A 23,585-nucleotide genomic window follows, 5' to 3' on the forward strand; every position below is an offset into this window, starting at 1 on the left:
TAGTTTAATTTTTAATTCTTAATTCTTAATTTTTAATTTTAAAAGCACCTGATATACCCCAACGACCAGCTCTCATACAGGTTATCCTTCATCCCGTGTGTATAGCGGAAGGAGAGGATGTTTTTCTTGATCTCGTATCTGAGGTTGTTGCGCCAGTGCATGGGGCGGTCGCCGTTGTTCTCGTATCCGTGAAATCCGGTGAGGTTGGTGGCGAGCGTGAACCCCCTGTATTTTCCGGTGAACCCGATCCCGTAGGTGATGGCGTCGTTCTGGCGGTGCTCCATGTCGTTCGTCATCCAGCAATAGAACCCGGCGAGCGCCTGCATACGGATTGAGGCTTTCCCGTCGGCGCTTTTCCACAGGTTCCGGCCTACGTTTACATCGAACCAGTAGGAGGCGGCATCGGTAAAACGGGCGTCGCACAGGCGGCCTCCGCTGGCCGTCTTGATGTTGGCGCTGAGGGTCGCATCCACCCATTTCTCGCTTTTCAGGACTTGGAAAAAGGAACTGATCACGATGTCGCCGTTATATTTGATCGGGCTTTCCGTCTCTACGGCAAAGCGTTCGTCGCGCGTTTCCGGCGTCATCTTGTATTTTTCCTTGAAGCACCAGTTCACTTCGACGCCCGCACGCCCCCTGAAGAACGGCAGCAGGGCACGCCCCACGATGTCCCAGGTCTTGTCGCCCGTATAATAATGGTATTCGCCCCGTACTTCCGCCTCGTACCGCTCGCTTACCTGCCCGTCCCTCATTTCCGGCATCGGGAAAGCGTTCGGGCCGAAATAGCGCGGGGAGTAGATGAGCAGTTCTGTCTTGTCACGCCAGCTGTCGGCATGGCTGTCGGTTGCGGAAAGAGCAAATATGGATGTTGCCAGTAGTATTCGGAATAGATATTTCATCATGGATATGTTTTTCTTAAGGGCACAAAAGTACATATTTCATATTGATTTAGTACATTTGCCTCATACAAATCTTTAAACCATAGAATACCATGAGACATTTACATTTAGGAAAGCTGCTTTTCGTTGTCTTTTCCCTTTTGTTCGCTTGTACGGTTTCGGCGCGTAAACCGATTAAAACATTACTGATCACAGGACAAAACAACCATAACTGGCAGGTGAGCCACGTTGTGCTGAAGCAAATCCTGGAAAATTCCGGCCGTTTCGATGTGGACTTTGCCGTCTCTCCCGGACAGGGAAAGGATATGTCCGGCTTTGTGCTCGACTTCAGCCCTTACCAATTGGTGGTGCTGGACTATAACGGCGATTCGTGGCCGGAGGAGACGAACCGCCGCTTCCTGGAATATGTGCAGAACGGCGGCGGCGTTGTCATCTACCATGCGGCCGACAATGCTTTCTCCAAGTGGCCGGAGTTCAACAAGATCTGTGCCTTGGGGGGCTGGGAAGGACGTAATGAGAATTCCGGTCCGTATGTGTATTGGCAGGACGGCAAGCTGGTCAAGGACAGCTCGGCGGGGGTCGGCGGTTCGCATGGACGCCAGCACGAATATGTGTTGAACGGGCGTGACAAAGTGCATCCGATCATGAAAGGCCTGCCCTTGAAATGGCGCCATGCCAAAGACGAACTTTACGACCGTATGCGGGGTCCGGGCAATATCCGGGATATTTTGTACACGGCCTATTCGGATAAGGAAACCAATGGTTCCGGCCGTGAAGAACCGCTGGTCTTTACTGTCGATTACGGGAATGCCCGCATCTTCCATACGATGCTTGGTCATGCCGGCGCTACTCCGGAAGATAATATCGCGATGCAGTGTACAGGCTTCCAGGTGCTTTTGCTTCGCGGCGCCGAATGGGCGGCAACCGGAAAAGTGACCCAGAAAGTCCCCAAAGACTTCCCGACGGAGACGACTTGTTCTTATCGGAAAGATTATAAGTGATGGTTACTTTTGGCTTGATCCAAAAGTAATCAAAAGATCAAGGCCGAACCTGCTTCGCTACTCCGTTCCCTCCGTTCGCTGTCGCGTCTGAAACTCGCTTCGCTCAAACAGCAGACGCTCCGGACGCTCACTGGTCTCTGCGCTTAACGCTCACCAGCTTAGGCCGGAAATAGAGCCTGACGGCTCTTTGGGGATGGCCGATACCGCCTGCTACATTTGCGATCCCGCATCAAGTGAGGCAAGCCTCATGCCACATGGAGGTGTGTCAAAACTCCTTTATCACGATCTTTAAGGCACGGATTACGCGGATTACACGGAAAGAAAATAAATTTATCCGTGTAAATCCGTGAAATCCGTGCCTAAATTATGTCTATTGTAAGCAGGATTTTCTTTTGACACACCTTCTTGAGGCTTTGGGGATGCCGATAGTCCGGACGGTTTATAAAGGATATTCCTCGAACGCGTACAACACCGTAGACAAATACCTCTCGCCCGTATCCGGCAATAATGCCACAATCGTTTTCCCTTCGTTCTCCGGGAGCCGGGCCAGTTGCAGGGCGGCATATACGGCTGCGCCGGAAGAGATGCCGACCAGCAGGCCTTCCTTTTGCGCCAGTTCGCGCGATGTGCGGATGGCGTCGTCTCCTTCTACCCGGATGATTTCGTCCACCACCGAGCCGTCGTAGGTTTTAGGGATGAAGCCTGCGCCGATCCCCTGTATCTTGTGCGGTCCGGGCTTGCCGCCTGAGAGCACTGCCGAGTCGGCCGGCTCCACAGCCACGATCTTGACATCCGGGTTGTGTGCTTTCAGTCCCTTGCCAACGCCGCTGACCGTACCGCCTGTTCCGACTCCTGCGACGAAGATGTCGACTTTGCCGTCCGTGTCGCGCCAGATTTCCTGTGCGGTTGTTTTGGCATGGCGGGCAGGGTTTGCCGGGTTTTCAAACTGTTGCAGGATGATGGAGCCGGGTGTCTCGTCGCGCAATGCTTCCGCTTTGGCGATAGCGCCTTTCATCCCTTCCGCTCCGGGAGTGAGGACCAGGTTGGCTCCTAATGCTTTCAGCAGGTTGCGACGTTCAAGGCTCATGGTTTCGGGCATTGTCAGTACCAATTTATACCCTTTGGCGGCCGAGACGAAAGCCAACCCCACGCCGGTGTTTCCGCTGGTCGGCTCTATGATGGTCGCTCCCGGTTTCAGCAAGCCCTTTTCTTCCGCATCTTCGATCATGGCCAATGCGATGCGGTCTTTTACGCTGCCTGCCGGGTTGAAGTATTCCAGCTTTCCGATTACTTTCGCTTTCAGTCCTTTACTTGCGTTGAAGTTTGAGAACTCCAACAGCGGTGTGTTGCCGACGAGGTCGGTCAGTTTTTTTGCTATGGATGACATGTGAATTATAAATTAAGAATTAAAAATTAAGAATTAAAAATTATGAATCAGCTGCTTCATTGTTTGCATTTTTGCTTCTGTTTCCAGCCATTCGCTCTCTGTTTCCGAAGAGGCGAGAATGCCTCCGCCTGCATATAGAACAAACGCGTCGGCAAGGATGTTCATGCAGCGTAAGTTGACATACAGGTCGCTCTTCCCTTCGGGGGCCAGCCAGCCGATGAAGCCTGAATAGTAGCTCCGGTCGTAGCCTTCGTTCTCCCGGATAAAACGATACGTCTCCTCTTTGGGCAGCCCGCAGACGGCAGGCGTGGGATGGAGTCGTTTCAGCAGGTCGCCGAGTTTCTTATTGTCGGGCAGAGGGAAGCAGAAGTCGCTTTTCAGATGCGACAGTTCGCCGGCGCGTACCGGGGCCGGCGGGGTTTCTGTCGGTCTGATGCCTAATGCTTGCAGTTGCTTGCGGATGTAAAAGGCCACATATTCCTGCTCTTCCCTGTTTTTGTCGTCCCATTCTGTCGGCAGTTCCCCGTTTTGGAGCGGTTGGGTACCGGCAAGGGCGACCGTATGCCATTCTCCTTTCTCGCCGGAGAGGATGATTTCGGGCGTGCAGCCCAGCCATGTGCCTGTCGCGGGAGTATGGCAGAGATAAACATACGAATATTTGTACCGTCCGGTTGCCTTGAGGAAAGCGGCGGCAGGGGAGAAGTCCGCTTTGCCTGCCGGAATCGTTTGGCTGCGTGACAGCACGAGCTTCTCGAATTGTTTTCGGCGCAACGGTTCGATGAAGGAATTGAAACGGCGGCTGTAATCTTCCTTCGGGTTCTCTTTGCATGAGACGTTTGTTACATGAGCGTGAAACGTTTGATCCATGAGCATGAAACTTTTGTCCCGTGGGCATGGAGCGTCTTTCTCCTCGTCGAGCGGAAGTTCCTGTATGTCGGGCCGGATCAGTACGATCGGATGCCGTTTGCTGACATGGAACGGGGCAACGACGAAACCGCTCTGTCCGTCCAGCTCTTCGATGTTATAGAGAAGACGTGCAGAACCGGAGGCCTGCATGGCGAAACGGGGCGATTCTCCCGGTATCCGCCAGAGTGCAAAACTCCGGTCCTGTTTGATGAATGTATCGACAGCGTTGCAAACCTTTGATTCGTCTGGTGTCATTTCTTTTTTAATATACTGTTGACTACACGGATGGACGATACCAATTTGTCTGTGGATGTGAACACGTCGACGTTCCAAACGTGCGAAGAGCGTCCTTTGTGGATGATGGTTCCGACGGCGCGAACGGTATCGCCCTCGTGGGCGGATGACATGTGGTTGCCGCTGACCTGCATGCCGACCACGATTTCGTCCGGCTTGGCGAGGATCATCGATCCCAATCCGGCAACCGTTTCGGCCAGTGCGAGCGTCGCCCCGCCGTGCAGGATGCCGAACGGCTGGCGGGTACGTTCGTCTACCGGCATGGTGGCTTCCACGCGATCTTCGGATGCGTAGGTGTACTGGATGCCGAGGTTTCCCATCAAGGCGTGTCGGGCACGCATATTCAACTGGTCGAGCGGTACTTCCGTCGGACGTATCTCGGCCAGGATTGCCCGTTCGACGGCTATGGCCACGCCGTCCTCTTCGTTGGTGAGCGTCGTTTTATCCACACAGGCCTTCACCGAATCTTCCGCGTTTCCCATCGCTATTCCGACACCGGCAAGTTGCAACATGGTCACGTCGCAGACGCCGTCGCCGATGGCGATCACTTCTTCCGGCAATACGGACAGTTTGGTCATCAGCACGCCTAATGTGTTTCCCTTGTCGATGAACTGGGGAACGACTTCCAGGAAATAAGGTTCCGACCGGAATGCCTCGAACACACCGTCGAGACGTTTCTTCCAATGATTTTCCAAGCCGACCAACGATTCCTCGTCGTCACTCGCCAACATGCATTTGCAGGGTGAGAAATCGACGGCTTCGGCAAAGTTGTCGACGCCGATCACCTGCATGTTGTTCAGGTTGGCTTCCTGGATGACATACTTGTTATCCGGTTTGTCCGTCAGGATGAAATCTTTGTGATAGGTGAAGATGGCAAAGTCGTTTTTCTTCGCTTTCTTCTCAAAATAGGGAATCCATTCCGGATCGATACGTTTCTCGAATAATAGCTCGCCGGTCTGCACGTTGATGATCTGACCGCCGTTGTAAGAAAGAATGTAACCTCCGTAATGATTCAGTTCCAGCTTTTCAGCGATGGGCATGACTCCGTTAGTCGGTCTTCCTGATGCCAATACAATATGTACCCCCATTTGCTGTACCTTCAGAAGGGCAGCGTGGGTACGGGGACTGATCTCTTTCTGGTTGTTGAGCAGCGTCCCGTCTACGTCGAGAACTAATAATTTATACTTCATGGCCTCTCTGTATTTTTTGTTAATGATACAAATATACGGAATTTTTGCTTCCGCCCGCTTAACCGAGAGGACAACCGTGCTAAAAATAACTTTGTCTGCCCTGCAAAAGTGCAAAAATCTCCTCTTATTTTTTCTTTACCAAGTCAAACCGTTGGAAACTCCAAACGTTCTCGTCATAATCGTCCCGTTTGTAATGGCTGTCGCAGATGTAAAGGCCGTCTTTCAGGACGGCAATCGAACGGTTCTGATAGCGGTAGTCCGGCAACAACGTCTCGCCGATGATGCGAAAGTTCTTGTCCAAGATCACAATCGAACAGGTCCGGCGGCCGAAGCTCCAAATATCCCGTTGGTTCTCTTTCGGGTCGACCTCCGATTCGGGATAGGCAATGCGGTAATAGACTTCACGGTATTTGTCGTAGTAGATCCTATCATAGAATTGCAACTTATTACATCCAATGAAATAGCTATTCAGATCCGGAAAAGGTGCCTTGGCATGATATTTAGCAGGCTTCAAATATTTGCTTTTGGCACCATAAGCCTTTATGTTTTTATGGTTCGGAGATGCTACATAGACTGAATCGTTTTGACCGAATACATAGACAAAGTTCTTCCCATCATATAACCAATCCACATCTTCATCGCCAACACATAATCGCCCTTGATACAAATCATCCATCGTAGGCTCCGTAGGATGGTAGAATGGCAATTGCTTGACTGCTATATTGATAGTGTCCAATGTTGCCACAACATGTGTCATATTTTCTTTTTGATTATGATTGAAATGGTATAACTGTATATAAAAAAGAGAATCGACAAATATGACATCTTTAAAGGGTGGCAAATAGTCTCCATTGATATCCTGACTGAAAGAATAATTGCCTTGTCTTTCTCCTTTCCCATTTACACGCATTAGAAACTGGCCTCCACCGGGAGCATTCCAATATATTTCATTCCAATCTTTCACATAATAATCATACGCATCACCTATGCCATTGGGGCCTTCTTTATGACAAGTTACTTTTCTGGTACATTTTTCAATAGATGTATCAAAAAATAAAAGTTGAGGCTGTCCGACATTCCCAATCACGATATATTCTCGCTCATCCTTTTCTATTACTTTCGGATACCACCCGATCTCCGTATCCTCATCCACCGGAAACTTCAGCCATTTATCCGCAGGACGAAGTTCGACGATATCCAAAGGTTCCATATCGGAAGAGGAACTTTGAGGATGGTCTGAGCATGAAAGGGAGATGCTACAGAGCAATGTTATCAGTATATTCAATTTACCTATCATCTTTATCTCTATTTCTTTACCAAGTCAAACCGTTGGAAGCTCCAAACGTTCTCGTCGTAATCGTCTCGTTTGTAATGGCTGTCGCAGATGTAAAGGCCGTCTTTCAGGACGACAATCGAACGGTTCTGATAGCGGTAGTCCGGCAACAACGTCTCGCCGATGATGCGAAAGTTCTTGTCCAAGATCACAATCGAACAGGTCCGTCGGCCGAAGCTCCAAATATCCAGTTGGTTCTCTTTCGGATCGACCTCCGATTCGGGATAGGCAATGCGGTAATAGACTTCACGGTATTTGTCGTAGTAAATGTAATGATAAAATTGCTGCTGGTTACTTTCATACAAATAACTCTTATGTACATAATGAGGCTTTGGAATATATTTAGCTGGTTTCAAATACTTGCTTTTTGCGTTGTAAGTACATATTTCTTCATGATTAGGAGACACTACATACAGAGAATCATTTTGCCCGAATGTATAAATAAATTCTTTGCCATTGTAAACCCAAGAGACGTAAGTGTCACCTTCTCTCAATTTCCCTGAATTTTTATCTTCCATTGTCGGACTTGTCGAATGATAAAAAGGTAACTGTTTAACGAGCAACTTCATCGTATCTAAAACAGCCGCCACATGTGTCTGTTTATCTTCTTGATTGTGATTATAATGAGACAACCTTATATATATCAAAGAATCTATAACCATAACGGCTTCTGATGCCGGTAAATAATTACCTTGTTTATCCACACTGTAATAATAACGTCCTTGAACCAATCCTTCTCCATTGACCTTTACCAGTAACGGTGCACCCCCTACAGCATCCCAATAGATTTCATTCATATTCTTGATAAAATAACGGTATGCATTACCTACTCCATTAGGACCTTCTCTCTGACATGTTATTTTCTTAATACAACGTTCTATTTGTACATCATATATCAATAACTGTGGACTTCCTGCATTACTAATCACAATATATTCTTTACCATTTTCCTCTATTACCGTCGGATACCAGTCTACCTCCGTATCTTCATCCACCGGAAACTTCAGCCATTTATCCGCAGGACGAAGTTCGACGATATCCAAAGGTTCCATATCGGAAGAGGAATTTCTTGTGTGATCTGAACAAGATAAGGATATGCCATATAAAATTATAAATAAAACCAATCTATAAATCTTACACATGGAGCACAACCATACTGTCTTATCTTGGCACAAGGAGTGCTTGGGTTTGTCACATTCATCAGGGAAACTCACAGTCTTGCCTTGCCATGTTTCCAATAACTCCGGCAAGCTCTGCTTCTTTTCTGAACAGGAAAATAGCAACAACAACAATATGGCAGCTATCCTTTTCATATGAATGCCATAAATTTAATAACTTTTTTTGAATAAACAGATCTTTTCTTGAAGAATATTAAATATAATATTCCCAATCTCCGTATTCCTCGAAAAGGCTTTTGTCGAGAGGCGCTTTGCGCAGTTTTTTGACGGAAGAGGCGATGCTGACTTTGCAAAAAAATACAATATCCCCCTTGAAAATGGCGATTTTGTATAGTTGTTTGATTTACAATAGTCTGTAAAAATAGTTGTTTGTTAAAAAATATTACCCTTGCGTGTAATTTGAATTAAATGGGGTATAAATTCGAAATAGATGCGGTAGTAGTTTCGATTTGGACTAATGTCTTTTTTATGAATATGACAATAAGGGGTCATGGTGGTGGAAGGGGATGAACTTCTACCACCTGTCCGTTCAGTCGGATATACTCATATAACTCTTTGTAGAAGGCATGCCGTGTCAGTGTCGGGGCGTCTCCCAAGATCATCAGTTTCATGCGGGCGCGGGTGATGGCGACGTTCATGCGGCGCAGGTCGCCGAGGAAACCGATTTGTCCTTTGTCGTTGGCGCGTACGAGGCTGATCATGATCACGTCGCGCTCCTGTCCCTGGAAGCCGTCTACGGTGTGGACGGTTATCAGGCGGCGGAAGGGTTTGAAGAAAGCGTTGCGCTTGATCAGTCCGCGGATATACTGAACCTGCGATTTGTAAGGCGAGATCAGGCCGAAGTCGATGCTTTCGTCCAGGACCCGCTCTTTGCCGATCTTTTCGATATACTTCTGCAATGTCGAGACAAGCAATGCCGCTTCATCCTTGTTGATACGGCTCATGCTGTCGGTGAGCCGGTCTTCCTCAAAATGGCAATCCGCCGTGTCGAGCCAGACGACAGGCGTATCGAATTCCAGGATGCCGCGATGTTTGACTTCCGGTGCGGATTGCAGCTCGTCATGGTAGAACCAGCGGGAAGGGAAGCGCATGATGTCCTCGTTCATCCGGTACTGTGTTTTCAAAAGCGAGACGGTTTCGGGTTTCCGGTCGGTTATTTTTTGCATCAAGGTGTGATCCAAGCCGCCGCGTGCCGCTTCCATACATTTGATAGTAGGAGGGAGTTGGTGATGGTCGCCCGCCAAAATGACTCGGTCCGCTTTGCCGATCGCAATCCAGCAGGCGGCTTCGAGCGCTTGGGCGGCCTCGTCGATAAAGAGAGTCGTGAAGTTACGGTTGGTCAGCACCCGGTTGGCAGATCCGACCAGCGTGCAGGCTACGACACGCGCCTCGTCGAACAGTTCCGTGTCGATCTTCACTTCCAGTTCCGTTGCCCTGAAACGGAGGCGGGAGAGGCGGTTGCGGATTGTTTCTTTCTCACTGTGGCTCTTTTTGCGGAGGTTGGATTGTATTTCGCGGATCGCCTTGCGGATTCCCCATAATTCGGCATAGTCGGGATGCGACTCGAAACGCCGTTCGTATGTGAAGGAAAGCATCTTGTCGTTTACCCGCGTCGGGTTGCCGATACGCAGGACGTGGATGCCGCGATCGACCAGTTTTTCGGATATCCAGTCTACGGCCGTATTACTTTGGGCACAGACCATTACCTGGTTCTCCCGGTGCAAAGTCTCATAGATCGCTTCAACCAAAGTGGTCGTTTTGCCGGTCCCGGGAGGACCGTGCACGATAGCCACATCTTTTGCCGCCAATACGTGGTTGACCGCCTCCTCCTGCGACAGGTTCAGCCAGGGAAAGCGCACGGGGAAAAGCGTGCGCCGGGCGACGGGAATTTTGCCTAACAAGACGTCCCGCAGGTAAGCCAGCCGGTTCCCTTTCGCCTGGATAACGGCAGACAGGGCGTTGAACATCGTCTTGTAGCTGGTCTCGTCGAAATAAAGCTGGACGCCGATCTCGCCTGCCTTTTGCAGGTCGAACAGTGCGGCGGGTGAAGGAAGCACGACAACCATCCGGTCGTCTTCCACATAACTGATGACAGCCGGGAAATTCAAATATCCGGGTTTTCCGCCTCCGTTTGTCGTGAAGAAGCAGACCGGACGGCCATATTCGAAATTGTGTTCGATCTCCTTGTCCTCCCGCCGTTCGACTTCGACGACGAGCTGGTTCAGGGAATTATAGTAGCTCTTCCCCGGTACGACAGGATACCAGCAAAGCCCTTGTTGGATGCGGCGGTGTATGCCGGCCCGTTCGGTTTGCTGGCGGTACATCTCCTTTTCATATTCGAATTCTTTTTGCAGAAGATCGTACTGGTGTTGTAATTCTGCTGCCGGAGTCTTGAATTGAGTTGCCATCATTCTTTGTTTAATCGGGCGCAAACTTACATAAAAAAACGCAATCGGATAGGGGTTTTTCTCCTTTCCGTTGTCATTAAGTCAAACGGATGACTATCTTTGTTTATTAATTTGGAAGGATTAAAATAGCTGAGTATGAAAAATAAAATTCTATGCGTGATTATGTCTTTGTTAATTCTGACGGGATGCGGGTCGATGAAGAATATGAGCCGGGAAGACCGGGCAGGCGTAGGAGCCCAGATCGGCGCCTTTGTCGGGTGGCTTTTCGGCGGAGCGGTCGGAAATGCCATAGACGATGATATCGGGGGTGACATAGGGGCGTTTGTCGGGACGGCGGTCGGAGGAATCGCCGGTGCGCAGATTGCTGCAAATACAGGCGACGAGGTAAGAGTGGAGAAGAGGAATCCGGGAAATTATACGCCGTCCTCGCATGTTTTGCTTCCTGATTTGCAGATCGAAGACATCCTGCTGGAAGAGGACAGCGTCACCCGCGATAACAAGATCAATGCAGGCGAAACCTGCCGTATCTCCCTCGTGATCGTGAACAACAGCTTTCAGGATGCTTTGGACGTGGAACCGATAGTGAAAGTTGAGAAAGGAAAGCATCTGAAACTCTCCGAACCGGTCAAGATAGCTAAAATCACCCGCGACGACCGTATCACCTATAACGTCACGGTGCAGGCCTCCCCGAAGTTGCGTACGGGCGAAGCTGTGTTCAGCGTCCGCCTGAAAGAGGGACGTGGCAATGGCACGGAGGAGGAGACGTTCACGGTCGAAACTGTCGGCAACGATGATAAATAGCGGATTGTGGTATAATTTTCAATTTTCAACTCTCAATTTTCAATTAATAAGCTACCTTTGCCGGATAAAGTCGAAGAAAAAAAGATCTATATCATGGATAAAACAACTCAAACACAAATCATCAAACTTATACATCAGGAAGTGATTCCCGCTATCGGCTGTACGGAACCGGTTGCGGTCGCATTGGCTGCCGCTAAGGCTGCCGAGGTTTTAGGCTGCAAGCCGGAGAAGACGGAAGTATTCCTGAGTGCCAATATCCTGAAGAATGCGATGGGCGTCGGAATACCCGGAACCGGAATGGTCGGGTTGCCGATAGCGATCGCTTTGGGTACGCTGATCGGCAAGTCCGCATACGGCCTTGAAGTCTTGCGCGACCTGACACCGGAAGCGCTCGCCGAAGGAAAGCAGGTGATCGAAGATAAACGGATTCATATCGCTTTAAAGGAAAATGTCGACAAGCTCTATATCGAAGTGGTTTGTTCCACCGGAAATGAAACTTCGCGAGTGGTGATCTGCCATGAACATACGAATATCGTGTATGTGGAGAAGAATGGCGCTGTCCTGACAGACCGGAGGAAAGAAGGCGTTGCCTGCGATGCTTCGGACGATGAAGGCGAACTGAGGCTCTCTTTCTCTACCGTGTATGAGTTTGCGATGGAAATGCCGCTTGACGAGATCCGCTTTATCCTGGAGACTGCCGATCTGAACCGGAAAGCGGCCGAGGCTTCCCTGAAGGGGAACTTCGGGCATACGGTCAGCAAGACCGTTTCCGGCGCATACGGACGTAAATATATGGGCGATTCTGCCTATACCCACATGTTGGCTATGACGGCTGCCGCCTGCGATGCCCGCATGGATGGCGCCATGATACCGGTGATGAGTAACTCCGGCAGCGGCAACCAGGGGATTGCCGCGACGCTTCCCGTCCTTTCTTTTGCCGAAGACATCGAATGTACGGAAGAACAGTTGATCCGCGCCCTGATGCTAAGCCATCTGATGGTCATCTATATCAAACAAAGCTTAGGACGCCTGTCCGCTCTTTGCGGTTGCGTGGTGGCCGCTACGGGAGCCAGTTGCGGCATCACCTATCTGATGGGGGGCGATAAGGTGCAGATTTCCTATGCGATCAAGAATATGATCGGCAACATCACCGGCATGATCTGCGACGGGGCTAAACCCAGTTGCGCCATGAAAGTTTCCAGCGGCGTTTCGACCGCGATGTTGTCCGCGCTGATGGCAATGGAAAACAAGGTGGTGACTCCGGTCGAAGGCATTATCGATGAGGATGTCGACAAGTCGATCATCAACCTGACTTCCATCGGTTCCAAAGGTATGGAAGCCACCGATAAGCTGGTGTTGGATATCATGACCGGAAAATCCTGCTGACAATAAGAATATGCTGACCGATATCCGCCTGTTAAGCCAGCAATTGGCAAAACCCCGGTTCAAGAGTCCGAAGGAAGTGGTTGCCTGGATGGGAGCTATCCAGGCACAGGAATATGCAATGGCGAAATGGGCGGTCGGAACCCGCTTGAAATCGTCATCGTTGCAGGCGGTGGACGATGCGCTTGCAAAGGGGGAAATCCTGCGTACCCATATATTACGGCCGACCTGGCATTTCATTGCAGCAGAGGATATCCGCTGGATGTTGCAATTGTCGGGAGGCCGTATACGGACGGCTTTCGATTCTTATGCCAAAAGCCGGAAGATGGAGATAACCGGAAGTTTCTATGCGAAAGGTTGCAGACTGCTGGAACAATTGTTGGGCGGGAACAAGAGCCTGACAAAACAGGAGTTGATGGATGAGTTCGGCCGGGCAGGGGTCGAGGCAGACAATCACTTGATACATTATTTCCTGGTCCGTGCCGAAACGGATGGCCTTATATGCAGCGGGGTGGATAAGAACAGGAAGCCGACCTATGCTTTGTTGGAAGAACGTGTGCCGCCTGTGAAAGAACTCCTTCGGGAAGAGGCGCTTGCCCGGTTGGCTACCTTGTATTTCCAAAGCCATTCTCCGGCGACATTGCCCGATTTTGTCTGGTGGTCCGGTTTGACGACGACTGAGGCGCGGCAAGCGGTTGCTTTGATTGAAGGCGATCTGCTTGCCGAAAAGTTTGATTCGGAAATCTTTTATCTGCATACAACCTGTGACTTGAAGGCCCGTTGCCGGAAAGTGCTGCATCTGTTGCCTTCGTATGATGAATATCTGATCAGTTATAAAGACCGGACGACCGTTATGCTACGCGAACATCATCCTAAGGCATTCAATACGTACGGCATCTTTTACCCTGTTATCCTGTATAATGGCCGTATCGTCGGCAACTGGAAAAAAGATCCGAAGAAGAAAGTACTTGCTGTCGAAACTTCTTTGTTCGATGAATCCTTCGATCTCCCGGAAGATTTGCTGAAAAAGGCTGTCGATTATTATTGCTCTTTCCACATCAAAAAGTAGGAATTCCACAACCGGTTGTGGAATTTTTACACACTTTCCCCAATTTGTTCCACACTTTCCCGATTCCTTTTATACTATGTGTCGTTTTTATAACCGTGTATATCAGTATCTTATTTATAAATACATCCTGTTTTTCATTTCTGGCACGTCCTTTGCAACTTATTTATCAAAATTAGATATTATCCTTCCCAAGATATTGTTTTCTGATTAGATATTTGATTAGAAAAAACTTATCGATTTTAAATCCGCTTCGCCTGTGAAGGTAAAGCGGATTTTTTATTGGTAAACAAGGAATTAATAAATAATCTTTGCTAATTTTACAGGATGTATAAATCTATTATTATGAAATCAGAGAAAATCCCGATATTCATTATTCTTTCCATGTTCCTCATAAACATAGGTTGGGTATCTTGTAGTAAAGAAAATACATTGGAGATTGTCAAAAATCCTTTGGAAGAGGAAGTTTATTATATCGTAGGCAAATTGAATCAGGGAAATATGCCTGTGGAAGATGTTGCTGTGAGCGCTTCCGGCGTCACGGTCAAAACATCGCAAGATGGCATGTATCAATTGCCTGTGAAAAAGAAAGGAGATTATGTCGTATCGTTTACGAAAGACGGATATATACCGCTGACATCATCTGTCACGATTCCCGGAAATATGCATACCGGGAGTACTGTCTCCTTGCCTTTACAAATGACTAAGAAAAACGCGACGGTTACAATAGACCCATCAAAAGATACGGTTATTATTTATCCGGGAGCCGATAAACTTACTTCTATAATATTTCCGGCGGGTATAACTAATAAACCGATTGAAGTTTCTGCAACAGAGTTTATAAATGGGGCAATGGAAAATGCTAAACGTGCAAGCTTTTCCACCTTTGAATTGGAAATATCGGGGATGGAGGGTACTTTGCCTGTTGAAATAAAAAATCAGGCGCATCCTCTCATTCGCGTCGGAAATATTGTTCAGTATGCCGAAATAGACGGGCAGTGGACCCTGTTAGGAGATGTTTCCACTTTTGATTGGGGACAGAATGTTCTTAAGACAACCATACAATCCTCTTATGTGAAACATTCCATAGGCCCTGTATTTGAAATAGTTTCCACCGATACGTCTTTAGAGAGCTTGGGTGAAGTCACGATTGATAATTTAGGCAATTTATCATCTAAAGAGGTTGAAGTCATGGTCAAACAAAAAATGGGTTGGGAGATTACAACGAATATGGATGATTATTATTCAAATTACCCTGGGTTGGTTGATGACGACTGCAAATATACGACTGCTACTTTGTACAGGGTCTTGGCTTCCATTAATGGTTCTTTATTCGGAATAGATGAAACGGATCTCTCATTAGGCGTTGCCAAAGTGAGCGGAGATACCAAAATGGAAGTTAAATGTTTTGCACGTGTGGAAGATATAACGTTTAGATTCATATTATTCTTTCAAGATATATGGGTTACTCATCATATCAGTATAAAAAAATATAGTGGCGTCAATGTTGAGTTTGATTACCAGTATGGCCCTAACCATACTGGTAATCAAGAATAGTTTGTTTTTAGAACCATTTTATCTTCTTGAAAATAAAGAACGATAAGGCCGACAATGTGATAGAGACAATGACGATGACGGCAAAACCGTATGGCATGTTCTCACCATAGATCGGGACGTTCATACCGTAGAAGCTGGCGATGAGGGTGGGGACCATCAGGATGATGGAGATGGAGGTCATGCGTTTCATGATGGTATTCACGTTGTTGGAGATGATGGAGGCGAACGCGTCCATCGTGCCGGTCAGGATGTCGCTATAGATATTGACTGTGAGGTGCGCCTGCTTCAACTCGGTTTCCACGTCTTCCACCAGCTCGTTGTCCATATAAACCGGTTCTTGGAAGATGCTTTGAAGCTTGGTGAGCATCACTTCATTGCCACGGATGGAAGTATTGAAGTAAACCATGCTCTTCTCCAACTTCATCAGGCGAAGCAGGTCTTCGTTCCGAATGCTTTTTTCCAAAGCTTTTTCGGCATGCGCCACCTCGTTGTTGATTTGTTTCAGATATTTCAGGAACCATACGGCGGACGAATGGATCAGCCGCAGGATCAGGTCGTATTTATGACGTACGACAATCTCTTTACGGCGGGTGTAGCGGATAAAGTCCGGTATCAGTTCCGTCTTATAATAGCAAACGGATATGATGATTTCATTGTTTGTCATAATCCCTAAAGGGATAGTCGTGAAAGGAATACCCTGTTCCTGGCTCTGCACCGGGATTCGAATGATGGTCAATAACCAATTCCCTTCATATTCGATACGCGGGCGTTCGTCCGTATCGGCAATATCGCTTAAAAAAGATTCGGGAACATTGAATTGGTTTGTCAGGTAATGGATATCCTCCGGTGTGGGACATTCTACATTGATCCAGCTGTTTGGAAGCCACTGGTCTTTTTCCACAAAGCCGGCTTCACAATAAAGAAAAGTTCTCATTATTGCCTCCTTTCGTTTTTTTGTCAACGTACAGAGGCCTTGCTGTTTTTACCCCTGCGCGTTACGTGTTACTTACTGTTTCTGTTTCTCGCGGAATACTGTCGTCCATAATTTATCATTACTTTTTACGGCTGCAAAGATAGAAAAATCCGGCAAGAGTCAAATCTCTTGGAATAGATGTTTTTGACTGTTTCATCCTCTTGTTATGTAGATATTATACGAAATTGCACTGTGAGAGTGCAATTTTATATACCATTTTGCACTATCAAAGTGCAAAATGGCTATCTTTGTCTGAGACAAGAAATAAAGATCATGAATAAACTTCAAGAGCATTTTAGTAAACTGTTGCAAGAGACTACAACCGGTTTTCATCGTTATATGTATTCCCGGATCAACTGGAAGAGCCGGATGATTGGTTTGACCGGCCCGCGAGGGGTTGGCAAGACAACGCTAATCCTGCAATATATCAAAGAAGAATTGGATAGGAATGTTTCTTTATATGTCACAGCCGAAGATTTTTATTTTGCCAGCCATAAATTGATAGACTTAGCTGATAGTTTCGTAAAGTTGGGAGGAAAGTATCTGTTTATAGATGAAATTCATAAATATAAAGACTGGTCTAAAGAACTTAAATTGATTTATGACTATCATCCTGAACTGAATGTCGTTTTCACAGGTTCTTCTGTACTTGACATCAATAAAGGTGTATCTGATTTGAGCCGCAGGGCTGTTATGTATCAAATGCAGGGTCTGTCTTTTCGGGAATATCTGAAATTGTTTCATAATATCGATATCGATATATATACGTTGTCGGATATTCTTCAACATAAAGTGATTTTGCCGGAAGGCTTTCATCCGTTCACATTCTTTTCGGATTATCTGAAACGAGGATATTATCCTTTTGCCTTGGATGAAGATTTTGATTTGCGGTTACAGCAAATAATAAATCAAACACTTGAATCCGATATCCCGTTGTTTGCGGATTTGAATGTTTCTACAGGGCGTAAGTTGAAACAACTGTTTGCCATTATCGCTAAAAGTGTCCCGTTTAAGCCGAATATGAGCAGCATTGCCATGATGCTGGGAGCAAGCCGGAACAGCATCGCTGATTATTGCCTCTATATCGAAAAAGCCGAGTTGATTGTACAGCTGCGGGATGCGACGGGGGGAATCCGTGGTTTGGGAAAGGTTGATAAAATTTATCTTGACAATACGAATCTGATTTATTGTTTAGGTCATGAAGCCTCTGATGTCGGTAATATCCGTGAGACTTTCTTTTTAAACCAAATGCGTGTCAGGCATGATGTAATTGTTTCCCCGGTTTCTGATTTCTTGATTGATGATCTCACGTTTGAGGTAGGGGGTAGAAATAAGAAACAAAAGCAACTGCAGGGTTTGGACAATGGTTTCATTGTGAAAGATGATATCGAAACCGGCTATATGAATGTAATCCCTTTGTGGCAATTCGGCTTGGAGTATTAACATCCTTCTGACCGATAGCCGTTCTATCTGTTATCCTGTTATGTCTGTTCCTTTTTTGTCAGGCCCGTAAGGCTGCATATTTGCGGTAGCGGTAATAAGCGATGCCGGCCAAGTCGGCCAGGAACCAACCGATAGGAATAGACCACCAAATACCGGTGACCCCGATAGAAGGAATGGAGGCCAGCCAGTAAGAAAGAACGACACGTGTGCCTAAAGACAGAACAGTGAGCACGACGGACATTCCCGGCATACGGACGGCACGGTAATAACCGTAAAGGAGAAACAAGATACCGATACCTGAATAGAAAGTCCCTTCGATGCGTAGGTATTCTACTCCGATGCGAAGTATCTCGGTTTCATCCGGACGGACGAAAATAAGCATCAACGGCTTGGCAAAAAAGAAAACCAACAGCGAGATGACAAGGGAAAAGACGATCGTTATAAGAAATGCGCTGCGTACTCCCCGGCGTATGCGATCTCCTTTCCGCGCCCCGAAATTCTGGGCGACAAAAGTGGAAAAAGCATTCCCGAATTCCTGAACGGGCATATAGGCGAAAGAGTCGATCTTGACTGCCGCGGCGAATGCTGCCATGACAGCCGTGCCAAAACTATTTACCAACCCTTGTACCATCAATATACCGAAGTTCATCACAGATTGTTGGATGCAAGTCAGTGTGGAGAAGGAAGTGATTTCTTTCAGGCTGGAACGGTCGAAGCGCATATCCTCCCGGTGCAACCGCAGTTCGGGACGTTTCTTGTAAGTATATAACAGAATGCCGGATGCTGCCGCTCCTTGTGCGACGACCGTTGCGACCGCTGCTCCTTCGATACCCCGGTCCAGGATGAGGATAAGGAACAAATCAAGCCCGATATTCAAAACAACCGATACGGCCAGAAACCATAGAGGTGTCACGGAATCGCCCACGGCGCGAAGCAATGCCGCATAAAAATTATACAGGAAAGTAAAGGCTATCCCCCAGAAAATGATCCATAGATAGCCGTGCATCAACGGATAAACATCATTGGGAACTTGCAACCATCGCAAAATCGGATCGAGCCAGAAAAACGCCGCCCCATTCAACAAGACGGTCACCGTGCCGATCAACAGGAAAGAAATATAGACGCTACGTCGCAGGGCGGACAGGTTGCCGGCTCCGTATTGCAGCGAGAAAACCGTACCGCTCCCCATCGACAACCCCAGCAGGATAGAGATCAGGAAAACTATCAAGGTATAGGCGGAACCGACCGCGGCCAACGCATTTGCACCGATACATTGTCCCACGATCAGCGTATCGGCTATGTTATAGCATTGTTGCAAAAGCGATCCTGCCAGCATCGGCAATGTAAATTGTAGCAGGGTGGTGGTTATGCCTCCTTGGGTAAGGTCTCCTTTCCGTAACATTATCAGCTCTTTTTATCCATATAATTTTGTATGAGTTTGCAAAAGTACGAATTTAATCAGATAACCATTCCTTCGGGTATCCTGTTGTATATTTACCTTTTTTAAAAAGAGGTGATTAGCTTATGGAAAAGAATGATTTTTATGAATTGATGCGGGAGCAGGAAAAGAAGAAGCGGGAGGCTGGTGCAGAGAGTACTGCTGACCTCTACCGAGCGGTGCGGAACCGCTTTTTACGTTTCTGCGGGAATGATACTTTTTCGTTTAAGGAATTAAAGCCCCTGCAAGTGACCGATTTTATGTCTTCCCTGAGAAATGAAGGCTTGCGTGTGAATACGGTAAACAGTTATATTAGTTGTTTCCGGTCCATGTATAACAAGATTTGCCGGAAAGCCCGTTATAAACCGAAGATACATCCGTTCGAAGGGATCCGGTTAAAGCGGGAAGAGACCGTGAAACGTGCCGTGACGGTGAAGGTAATGGAGATGTCTGTCCGCATCCGGTACTACGACTACAACCAAAGTCTTTGTACATTAACATTGGTACAGAAAGAATGGAATGAATCCTTCTCATAAGAGCAGGAACATTTGATTCAAAGTGAGGAAAGGGAGGGGCCGCGAGGTTCTTCCCTTTTATCTTATCCGAGAAGAACAGTTGATGGATAACATAAGTGCTTTATATAGAATATTGATTGAGAATGATTATCTTTGCAGAAAAGTGAATGGCTATGGAAACAAAATTAACATTAAGACTAAATGAGTCGATAATAGAGAAAGCAAAAGAATATGCGCGGTCGCGGAATATGAGTCTTTCTAAAATGGTAGAACAGTATTTGGATTCTGTCGTTTCAACAAATGATATTTCAAGTAAGCAAATAGAATTGACTCCATTAGTGAAAGAGTTAAGTGGAGTGTTGAAAGTCCCTGCTGATTTTGATTATAAGAATGATTATTCGGACTATCTTGAAAATAAATATCAATGAAGAATGTATTTTTAGATACGAATATTGCGATAGATTTATTATCTAAACGTGAGCCATTTTATGATGCAGCTGCTATTTTGTTCACATTAGGGGATAAAAAGTATATAAAATTGTATATCTCATCGTTATCTTTTTCTACCATATTTTATTTGTTACGCAAACAATTGGGAGCCAAAGATGCGATAGACATATTACGGCGTTTCAGAATGTTAGTGCATATACTCCCGGTGAAGGATACCACTGTGGATAAGGCTTTAGACTCGGACTTTACCGACTTTGAGGACGCAATACAATATTATTCTGCTATAGAAAATGGTGTTAAGGTAATAGTTACTCGTAATGTAAAAGATTATAAGGCTTCGGCTATTCCTGTAATTACACCAGATGAATTCTTGAAAAGAAGCTATTAATTATATAGGAAAATATTTATTAGGAGAGTCCCTCGCTATGATGAAATGGCGAGGGACTTTATTTTAGAGTAAAATTGAAAACTAATCGAGCATCAAACTCATATAAGCCTCTCGGCTCTGGTAGTCGAGCAACAGGCGGGTGAGCGATTGGGTGTCCATTTCTTTCAGTTCGCCGATGTTGAGAACGGAGTTTTCGTGGGTGGAAGCCCAGTGATGGATAAGGCGGTCGCGGTCGAGGACACGTGCCATGCCTAAGGGAAAAGTTCCCGGTCCGGTGAAAGGAGTGCGGTAGACGGCTTTTTCCACCTTGTTTTGGGTTGTCGCTTCCTGCAAGAGCAGGTTCTTGATGTGATCGTTGTCGTACATCAATTCTTTGACATAGATATGGTCGCCGGCAGGATGGAAAAAGATCATGCCGATCGGTTCGTCCTGAATGTTCAGGGCGGTCAGCATCTGTCCGCCGGAGATCTGCAAGTCGCGCAGGATGGTGACGAAATCGTCATAACCGTGCAGCACATAGCAGGTACGTTCCCGCTGCTTCTTATTGAAGAACTTATAAAGAGATTCCATAGAAGGAACTTCCGGCGGAACCACTAAGATCCCCTGTTCCCAAGCTATTTCATAAGGGCGGACATACGTCTCTTCCGAATAGTCGAAAGCCTCCGTATATCCTAAATCGCGGTAATAATCGAACAGCCACGGATCGGCCGGGATAATGACCGTCAGAGCCACCTTCCGGCTTTCCATCACCTTGAAGGCTTCTTGTATCAGTTGGCGCATGAGCCCCTGCCCGCGTTCGGAAGGAAGGGTGCAGGCACCATATATATAGTTCACGGATATCTCCGTCCCATAGTAGGTCATGACAAACGGAAGCATTTGAAGGGCGGAAACGATCTTTCCGTCTTTCTCTATAAACAGGGCGTTTTCCTTTTTGTAGACCCGGTCGAAGAACAGTTTGATAAATTCTTCGCTGTCGTCGAAAGAAGTACGCCACAGGTCGATCAATTGAGGCTTGTTGTTATCCATCGTTCAATATTATTTTGCAGGTTTCTTTATTGCTGCGGATTTTTCCAATAGGATGAACGGGTTATACGAAAGTTTAGCCTGTCGCAGACCGGGAATCCCCAAGTCTTCCTCCCGGTTCACATATATATATTTCTCCGGAAGGTGGGAGGCGAATTCTTTGTTGATAACAGCATAAGCCCCCTCATAGTTCACATTCGCCTTTTCGACATGCACCCCGAAGGTGTTGTGATTGATCGGGGCGCCGAAGGTGAAAGCAACGATCTGATGGTCTACGCAAATAGCGCCGCCTATCAGCCCCAACTTATCATAATGGTCCAAGGCATAGATGATGGAACGGCGTTCGTCGTTCAGGTCCTCCACGTCGTTATCTTCCCGGTTTGCCTTGAACCATTTACATTCGAGTTGGAGGCATTCGGGGACCAGTTCCGGTGTGATAGGGATATATTTGTAAGAATATTTCTTATTGAAGTTGTTGATATGATTGCGTTTCGCCTGGTATTTCTTCCCTTTCAGGATTGCCAGGTCTTCACGCAAGTAGATGTAATCGAAATAATCCCGTTCGGGGATGTAGAAGAAGCCGCCAGGGATTGCCTTTTCGAGTTCCTCTTTGGCATCGGGCGTTACGCCTAACATACAAAGCGGATGGCCCTGTTCGAGCGAGTCGGCTTCCAGCAGATCGATCGCTTGTTTCAGATTGCCCTGTCCGGTTGGCGTCATGTAAGCGACTCTCGTTTTGTTTTCGATCCAGAAGCGGATCAACAAGTTACCGTCGACAACGGCAAACTCGCTATCGTAGAGGAATCGCCAACTACAGATGTTGGCAAATGAATAGTCGCAATTCTTGTAATTGCTCGGGATCGTAAAGGAGGTTATAATATCTCTATCTTCGATTCTGATAGGTTTGAACGGTATCTTCATCTTTTTCTTTTTTGATGTGCAAATATAAAACTAATAAGAATGTATGAATGTTTTATGCGAAATAAAAACAATCGATTTTGTATATCGCGTGATAAACCCTATAAATGTTATTAATAGCAATTTAACTAAACATAAAAATGATTGTGCATAGTAAACTAACATCTATCTTTAAATGTTCGAAGTGAAATGATTTTTATTTAAAAGTGAGAAGGAAATGAATACAGATAAAATATTACCGATCGATCTTTATCATGCCGTGTCGACTGCTAATTTGACATTGGAAAGTACATTGAAGATCATTCACGTCGAAGCCGGGCAGGATCATGACCTGTTGCCTTTGGAACCGGGAACTCTTGCGGTGATCTGCCGGGGAGGAAAGTTCGCATGCAAAGCGCTTGAAAAGGAAATCTCCATAGTTGCCGGGCAGGTGTTCCTGGCGTCTGCGGAGGATGTGAGTGACATATCCCGTTTTTCGCAGACTGGTTTTGAAGGGATCGTGATTTATGCCGGCAGTGATTTGCTGATTAACCGGCAACGTCTGATGTTCCGGACGATTACACCGGACGAGTTGGAAGAGTCCGGGCTTTATATCCGGCTGATACAGTCACAAATCGAGCGAATGAGCGATGTCCGGGTCAAAGTGGTGGAATCGCTTTTGCGTGCCCTTATTTTCTTCCTCCAGCAGGGAGGACATTTGGCAGACGACCGGGATAGCGAGGTTCCGCCTTTTTTCCACGATTTCGCTTTGCTGATTAGCCGTTACCATCATTATCCGGTCTATTATTTCGCAGAGAAGTTGGGGATGACTTCGACGGAACTGAATAACAAATGCAAATCGCATTCCGGCATTTCGGCAGCGGAATGGATCAGCCAGTATGTATTGCTTGAGGCAAAAGATTTGCTGATTAAGACTCGCATGAGACCTTCCCGCATTGCCGTGATGCTTAATTTCTCAAATTATGATACCTTTGCACGTTGGTTCAGGCGGCATACGGGAGAATTGCCGGGGAACTGGAGGTGATGGAAATTGA

The 23,585-nt window shown here is 46.9% G+C and carries 21 protein-coding genes; 10 read left to right on the forward strand and 11 right to left on the reverse strand.

What is annotated here, in order from left to right:
- Positions 1 to 38: 38 nt before the first annotated feature.
- Positions 39 to 899: a hypothetical protein gene (locus ACW6QF_RS05400; RefSeq protein ID WP_456087133.1), complete on the reverse strand. Its 861-nt coding sequence runs from the start codon at positions 897 to 899 to the stop codon at positions 39 to 41.
- Positions 900 to 991: 92 nt separating this feature from the next.
- On the opposite strand from ACW6QF_RS05400, the gene ACW6QF_RS05405 reads away from it, so the two are divergent.
- Positions 992 to 1,900 carry a ThuA domain-containing protein gene (locus ACW6QF_RS05405; protein ID WP_298553698.1) on the forward strand — a complete coding sequence of 303 codons (909 nt, stop codon included), beginning with the start codon at positions 992 to 994 and terminating at the stop codon, positions 1,898 to 1,900.
- A gap of 439 nt (positions 1,901 to 2,339) precedes the next feature.
- Here ACW6QF_RS05405 and cysK read toward each other — a convergent pair whose 3' ends face one another.
- The 6 genes from cysK to ACW6QF_RS05435 form a co-directional block, all read right to left on the reverse strand.
- Positions 2,340 to 3,287, reverse strand: a complete 948-nt coding sequence (cysK, locus tag ACW6QF_RS05410) for a cysteine synthase A (RefSeq protein WP_456087072.1) — start codon at positions 3,285 to 3,287, stop codon at positions 2,340 to 2,342.
- 33 nt (positions 3,288 to 3,320) lie between these two features.
- The gene (locus ACW6QF_RS05415; protein WP_456087073.1) at positions 3,321 to 4,448 is read right to left on the reverse strand and encodes an isochorismate synthase; all 1,128 of its coding nucleotides are present in this window, start codon (positions 4,446 to 4,448) and stop codon (positions 3,321 to 3,323) included.
- Positions 4,445 to 5,677 (reverse strand): Cof-type HAD-IIB family hydrolase, encoded by a 1,233-nt coding sequence (locus ACW6QF_RS05420; RefSeq protein ID WP_456087074.1) that lies wholly within the window; start codon positions 5,675 to 5,677, stop codon positions 4,445 to 4,447. Before ACW6QF_RS05420 ends, ACW6QF_RS05415 begins: the two co-directional genes overlap by 4 nt.
- Before the next feature lie 124 nt (positions 5,678 to 5,801).
- Entirely contained in the window at positions 5,802 to 6,974 is a 1,173-nt protein-coding gene (locus tag ACW6QF_RS05425; protein ID WP_456087075.1) for a DUF4221 family protein, read from the reverse strand.
- Positions 6,975 to 6,982: 8 nt separating this feature from the next.
- Positions 6,983 to 8,062: a DUF4221 family protein gene (locus ACW6QF_RS05430; RefSeq protein WP_456087076.1), complete on the reverse strand. Its 1,080-nt coding sequence runs from the start codon at positions 8,060 to 8,062 to the stop codon at positions 6,983 to 6,985.
- Positions 8,063 to 8,676: 614 nt separating this feature from the next.
- Positions 8,677 to 10,596 carry an AAA domain-containing protein gene (locus ACW6QF_RS05435; RefSeq protein WP_456087077.1) on the reverse strand — a complete coding sequence of 640 codons (1,920 nt, stop codon included), beginning with the start codon at positions 10,594 to 10,596 and terminating at the stop codon, positions 8,677 to 8,679.
- Positions 10,597 to 10,731: 135 nt separating this feature from the next.
- Between ACW6QF_RS05435 and ACW6QF_RS05440 the strand changes: the two genes are divergently transcribed.
- The 4 genes from ACW6QF_RS05440 (at position 10,732) to ACW6QF_RS05455 (ending at position 15,403) form a co-directional block, all read left to right on the forward strand.
- Positions 10,732 to 11,397, forward strand: a complete 666-nt coding sequence (locus ACW6QF_RS05440) for a glycine zipper family protein (RefSeq protein WP_456087078.1) — start codon at positions 10,732 to 10,734, stop codon at positions 11,395 to 11,397.
- 93 nt (positions 11,398 to 11,490) lie between these two features.
- Positions 11,491 to 12,783, forward strand: a complete 1,293-nt coding sequence (locus ACW6QF_RS05445; protein ID WP_456087079.1) for an L-cysteine desulfidase family protein — start codon at positions 11,491 to 11,493, stop codon at positions 12,781 to 12,783.
- Between the two features lie 10 nt (positions 12,784 to 12,793).
- Complete coding sequence (locus ACW6QF_RS05450) at positions 12,794 to 13,849, forward strand: winged helix DNA-binding domain-containing protein (RefSeq protein ID WP_456087080.1); 1,056 nt, start codon at positions 12,794 to 12,796, stop codon at positions 13,847 to 13,849.
- A gap of 342 nt (positions 13,850 to 14,191) precedes the next feature.
- A complete protein-coding gene (locus ACW6QF_RS05455) occupies positions 14,192 to 15,403 on the forward strand; it encodes a hypothetical protein (RefSeq protein ID WP_456087081.1) in 1,212 nt (403 codons plus the stop codon).
- Between the two features lie 7 nt (positions 15,404 to 15,410).
- Here ACW6QF_RS05455 and ACW6QF_RS05460 read toward each other — a convergent pair whose 3' ends face one another.
- Entirely contained in the window at positions 15,411 to 16,337 is a 927-nt protein-coding gene (locus ACW6QF_RS05460) for a magnesium transporter CorA family protein (RefSeq protein ID WP_298553732.1), read from the reverse strand.
- 312 nt (positions 16,338 to 16,649) lie between these two features.
- Here ACW6QF_RS05460 and ACW6QF_RS05465 point away from each other — a divergent pair, with 312 nt between their 5' ends.
- The gene (locus tag ACW6QF_RS05465; protein ID WP_456087134.1) at positions 16,650 to 17,819 is read left to right on the forward strand and encodes an ATP-binding protein; all 1,170 of its coding nucleotides are present in this window, start codon (positions 16,650 to 16,652) and stop codon (positions 17,817 to 17,819) included.
- A gap of 58 nt (positions 17,820 to 17,877) precedes the next feature.
- Here the strand turns inward: ACW6QF_RS05465 and ACW6QF_RS05470 are convergent, their stop codons facing one another.
- Positions 17,878 to 19,221 carry an MATE family efflux transporter gene (locus tag ACW6QF_RS05470; RefSeq protein ID WP_456087082.1) on the reverse strand — a complete coding sequence of 448 codons (1,344 nt, stop codon included), beginning with the start codon at positions 19,219 to 19,221 and terminating at the stop codon, positions 17,878 to 17,880.
- A gap of 122 nt (positions 19,222 to 19,343) precedes the next feature.
- On the opposite strand from ACW6QF_RS05470, the gene ACW6QF_RS05475 reads away from it, so the two are divergent.
- From ACW6QF_RS05475 to ACW6QF_RS05485, 3 genes are all read left to right on the forward strand, one after another.
- On the forward strand, positions 19,344 to 19,793 hold the full coding sequence (locus tag ACW6QF_RS05475) for a phage integrase SAM-like domain-containing protein (RefSeq protein WP_456087083.1): 450 nt from the start codon (positions 19,344 to 19,346) through the stop codon (positions 19,791 to 19,793).
- 152 nt (positions 19,794 to 19,945) lie between these two features.
- Positions 19,946 to 20,200, forward strand: coding sequence for a DUF6364 family protein (locus ACW6QF_RS05480; protein WP_456087084.1), 255 nt, complete (start codon positions 19,946 to 19,948; stop codon positions 20,198 to 20,200).
- The gene (locus ACW6QF_RS05485) at positions 20,197 to 20,610 is read left to right on the forward strand and encodes a type II toxin-antitoxin system VapC family toxin (protein ID WP_456087085.1); all 414 of its coding nucleotides are present in this window, start codon (positions 20,197 to 20,199) and stop codon (positions 20,608 to 20,610) included. The genes ACW6QF_RS05480 and ACW6QF_RS05485 overlap by 4 nt, the downstream gene beginning before the upstream one ends.
- Positions 20,611 to 20,691: 81 nt before the next feature.
- On the opposite strand, the gene ACW6QF_RS05490 is transcribed toward ACW6QF_RS05485, so the two are convergent.
- Together ACW6QF_RS05490 and ACW6QF_RS05495 are read right to left on the reverse strand one after the other, a co-directional pair.
- On the reverse strand, positions 20,692 to 21,636 hold the full coding sequence (locus ACW6QF_RS05490) for a GNAT family N-acetyltransferase (RefSeq protein WP_456087086.1): 945 nt from the start codon (positions 21,634 to 21,636) through the stop codon (positions 20,692 to 20,694).
- A gap of 9 nt (positions 21,637 to 21,645) precedes the next feature.
- Positions 21,646 to 22,554, reverse strand: coding sequence for a DUF2156 domain-containing protein (locus tag ACW6QF_RS05495; protein WP_456087087.1), 909 nt, complete (start codon positions 22,552 to 22,554; stop codon positions 21,646 to 21,648).
- 214 nt (positions 22,555 to 22,768) lie between these two features.
- Between ACW6QF_RS05495 and ACW6QF_RS05500 the strand changes: the two genes are divergently transcribed.
- A complete protein-coding gene (locus ACW6QF_RS05500) occupies positions 22,769 to 23,575 on the forward strand; it encodes a helix-turn-helix domain-containing protein (protein ID WP_456087088.1) in 807 nt (268 codons plus the stop codon).
- The last annotated feature ends 10 nt before the right edge of the window (positions 23,576 to 23,585 follow it).

Source organism: Parabacteroides sp. (assembly GCF_977054455.1).

Coding starts and splice junctions, on each gene's coding strand:
- ACW6QF_RS05400 (WP_456087133.1), bottom strand. CDS start 899: ATGAAATATCTATTCCGAATACTACTGGCAACATCCATATTTGCTCTT.
- ACW6QF_RS05405 (WP_298553698.1), top strand. CDS start 992: ATGAGACATTTACATTTAGGAAAGCTGCTTTTCGTTGTCTTTTCCCTT.
- cysK (WP_456087072.1), bottom strand. CDS start 3,287: ATGTCATCCATAGCAAAAAAACTGACCGACCTCGTCGGCAACACACCG.
- ACW6QF_RS05415 (WP_456087073.1), bottom strand. CDS start 4,448: ATGACACCAGACGAATCAAAGGTTTGCAACGCTGTCGATACATTCATC.
- ACW6QF_RS05420 (WP_456087074.1), bottom strand. CDS start 5,677: ATGAAGTATAAATTATTAGTTCTCGACGTAGACGGGACGCTGCTCAAC.
- ACW6QF_RS05425 (WP_456087075.1), bottom strand. CDS start 6,974: ATGATAGGTAAATTGAATATACTGATAACATTGCTCTGTAGCATCTCC.
- ACW6QF_RS05430 (WP_456087076.1), bottom strand. CDS start 8,062: ATGGAACCTTTGGATATCGTCGAACTTCGTCCTGCGGATAAATGGCTG.
- ACW6QF_RS05435 (WP_456087077.1), bottom strand. CDS start 10,596: ATGGCAACTCAATTCAAGACTCCGGCAGCAGAATTACAACACCAGTAC.
- ACW6QF_RS05440 (WP_456087078.1), top strand. CDS start 10,732: ATGAAAAATAAAATTCTATGCGTGATTATGTCTTTGTTAATTCTGACG.
- ACW6QF_RS05445 (WP_456087079.1), top strand. CDS start 11,491: ATGGATAAAACAACTCAAACACAAATCATCAAACTTATACATCAGGAA.
- ACW6QF_RS05450 (WP_456087080.1), top strand. CDS start 12,794: ATGCTGACCGATATCCGCCTGTTAAGCCAGCAATTGGCAAAACCCCGG.
- ACW6QF_RS05455 (WP_456087081.1), top strand. CDS start 14,192: ATGAAATCAGAGAAAATCCCGATATTCATTATTCTTTCCATGTTCCTC.
- ACW6QF_RS05460 (WP_298553732.1), bottom strand. CDS start 16,337: ATGAGAACTTTTCTTTATTGTGAAGCCGGCTTTGTGGAAAAAGACCAG.
- ACW6QF_RS05465 (WP_456087134.1), top strand. CDS start 16,650: ATGAATAAACTTCAAGAGCATTTTAGTAAACTGTTGCAAGAGACTACA.
- ACW6QF_RS05470 (WP_456087082.1), bottom strand. CDS start 19,221: ATGTTACGGAAAGGAGACCTTACCCAAGGAGGCATAACCACCACCCTG.
- ACW6QF_RS05475 (WP_456087083.1), top strand. CDS start 19,344: ATGGAAAAGAATGATTTTTATGAATTGATGCGGGAGCAGGAAAAGAAG.
- ACW6QF_RS05480 (WP_456087084.1), top strand. CDS start 19,946: ATGGAAACAAAATTAACATTAAGACTAAATGAGTCGATAATAGAGAAA.
- ACW6QF_RS05485 (WP_456087085.1), top strand. CDS start 20,197: ATGAAGAATGTATTTTTAGATACGAATATTGCGATAGATTTATTATCT.
- ACW6QF_RS05490 (WP_456087086.1), bottom strand. CDS start 21,636: ATGGATAACAACAAGCCTCAATTGATCGACCTGTGGCGTACTTCTTTC.
- ACW6QF_RS05495 (WP_456087087.1), bottom strand. CDS start 22,554: ATGAAGATACCGTTCAAACCTATCAGAATCGAAGATAGAGATATTATA.
- ACW6QF_RS05500 (WP_456087088.1), top strand. CDS start 22,769: ATGAATACAGATAAAATATTACCGATCGATCTTTATCATGCCGTGTCG.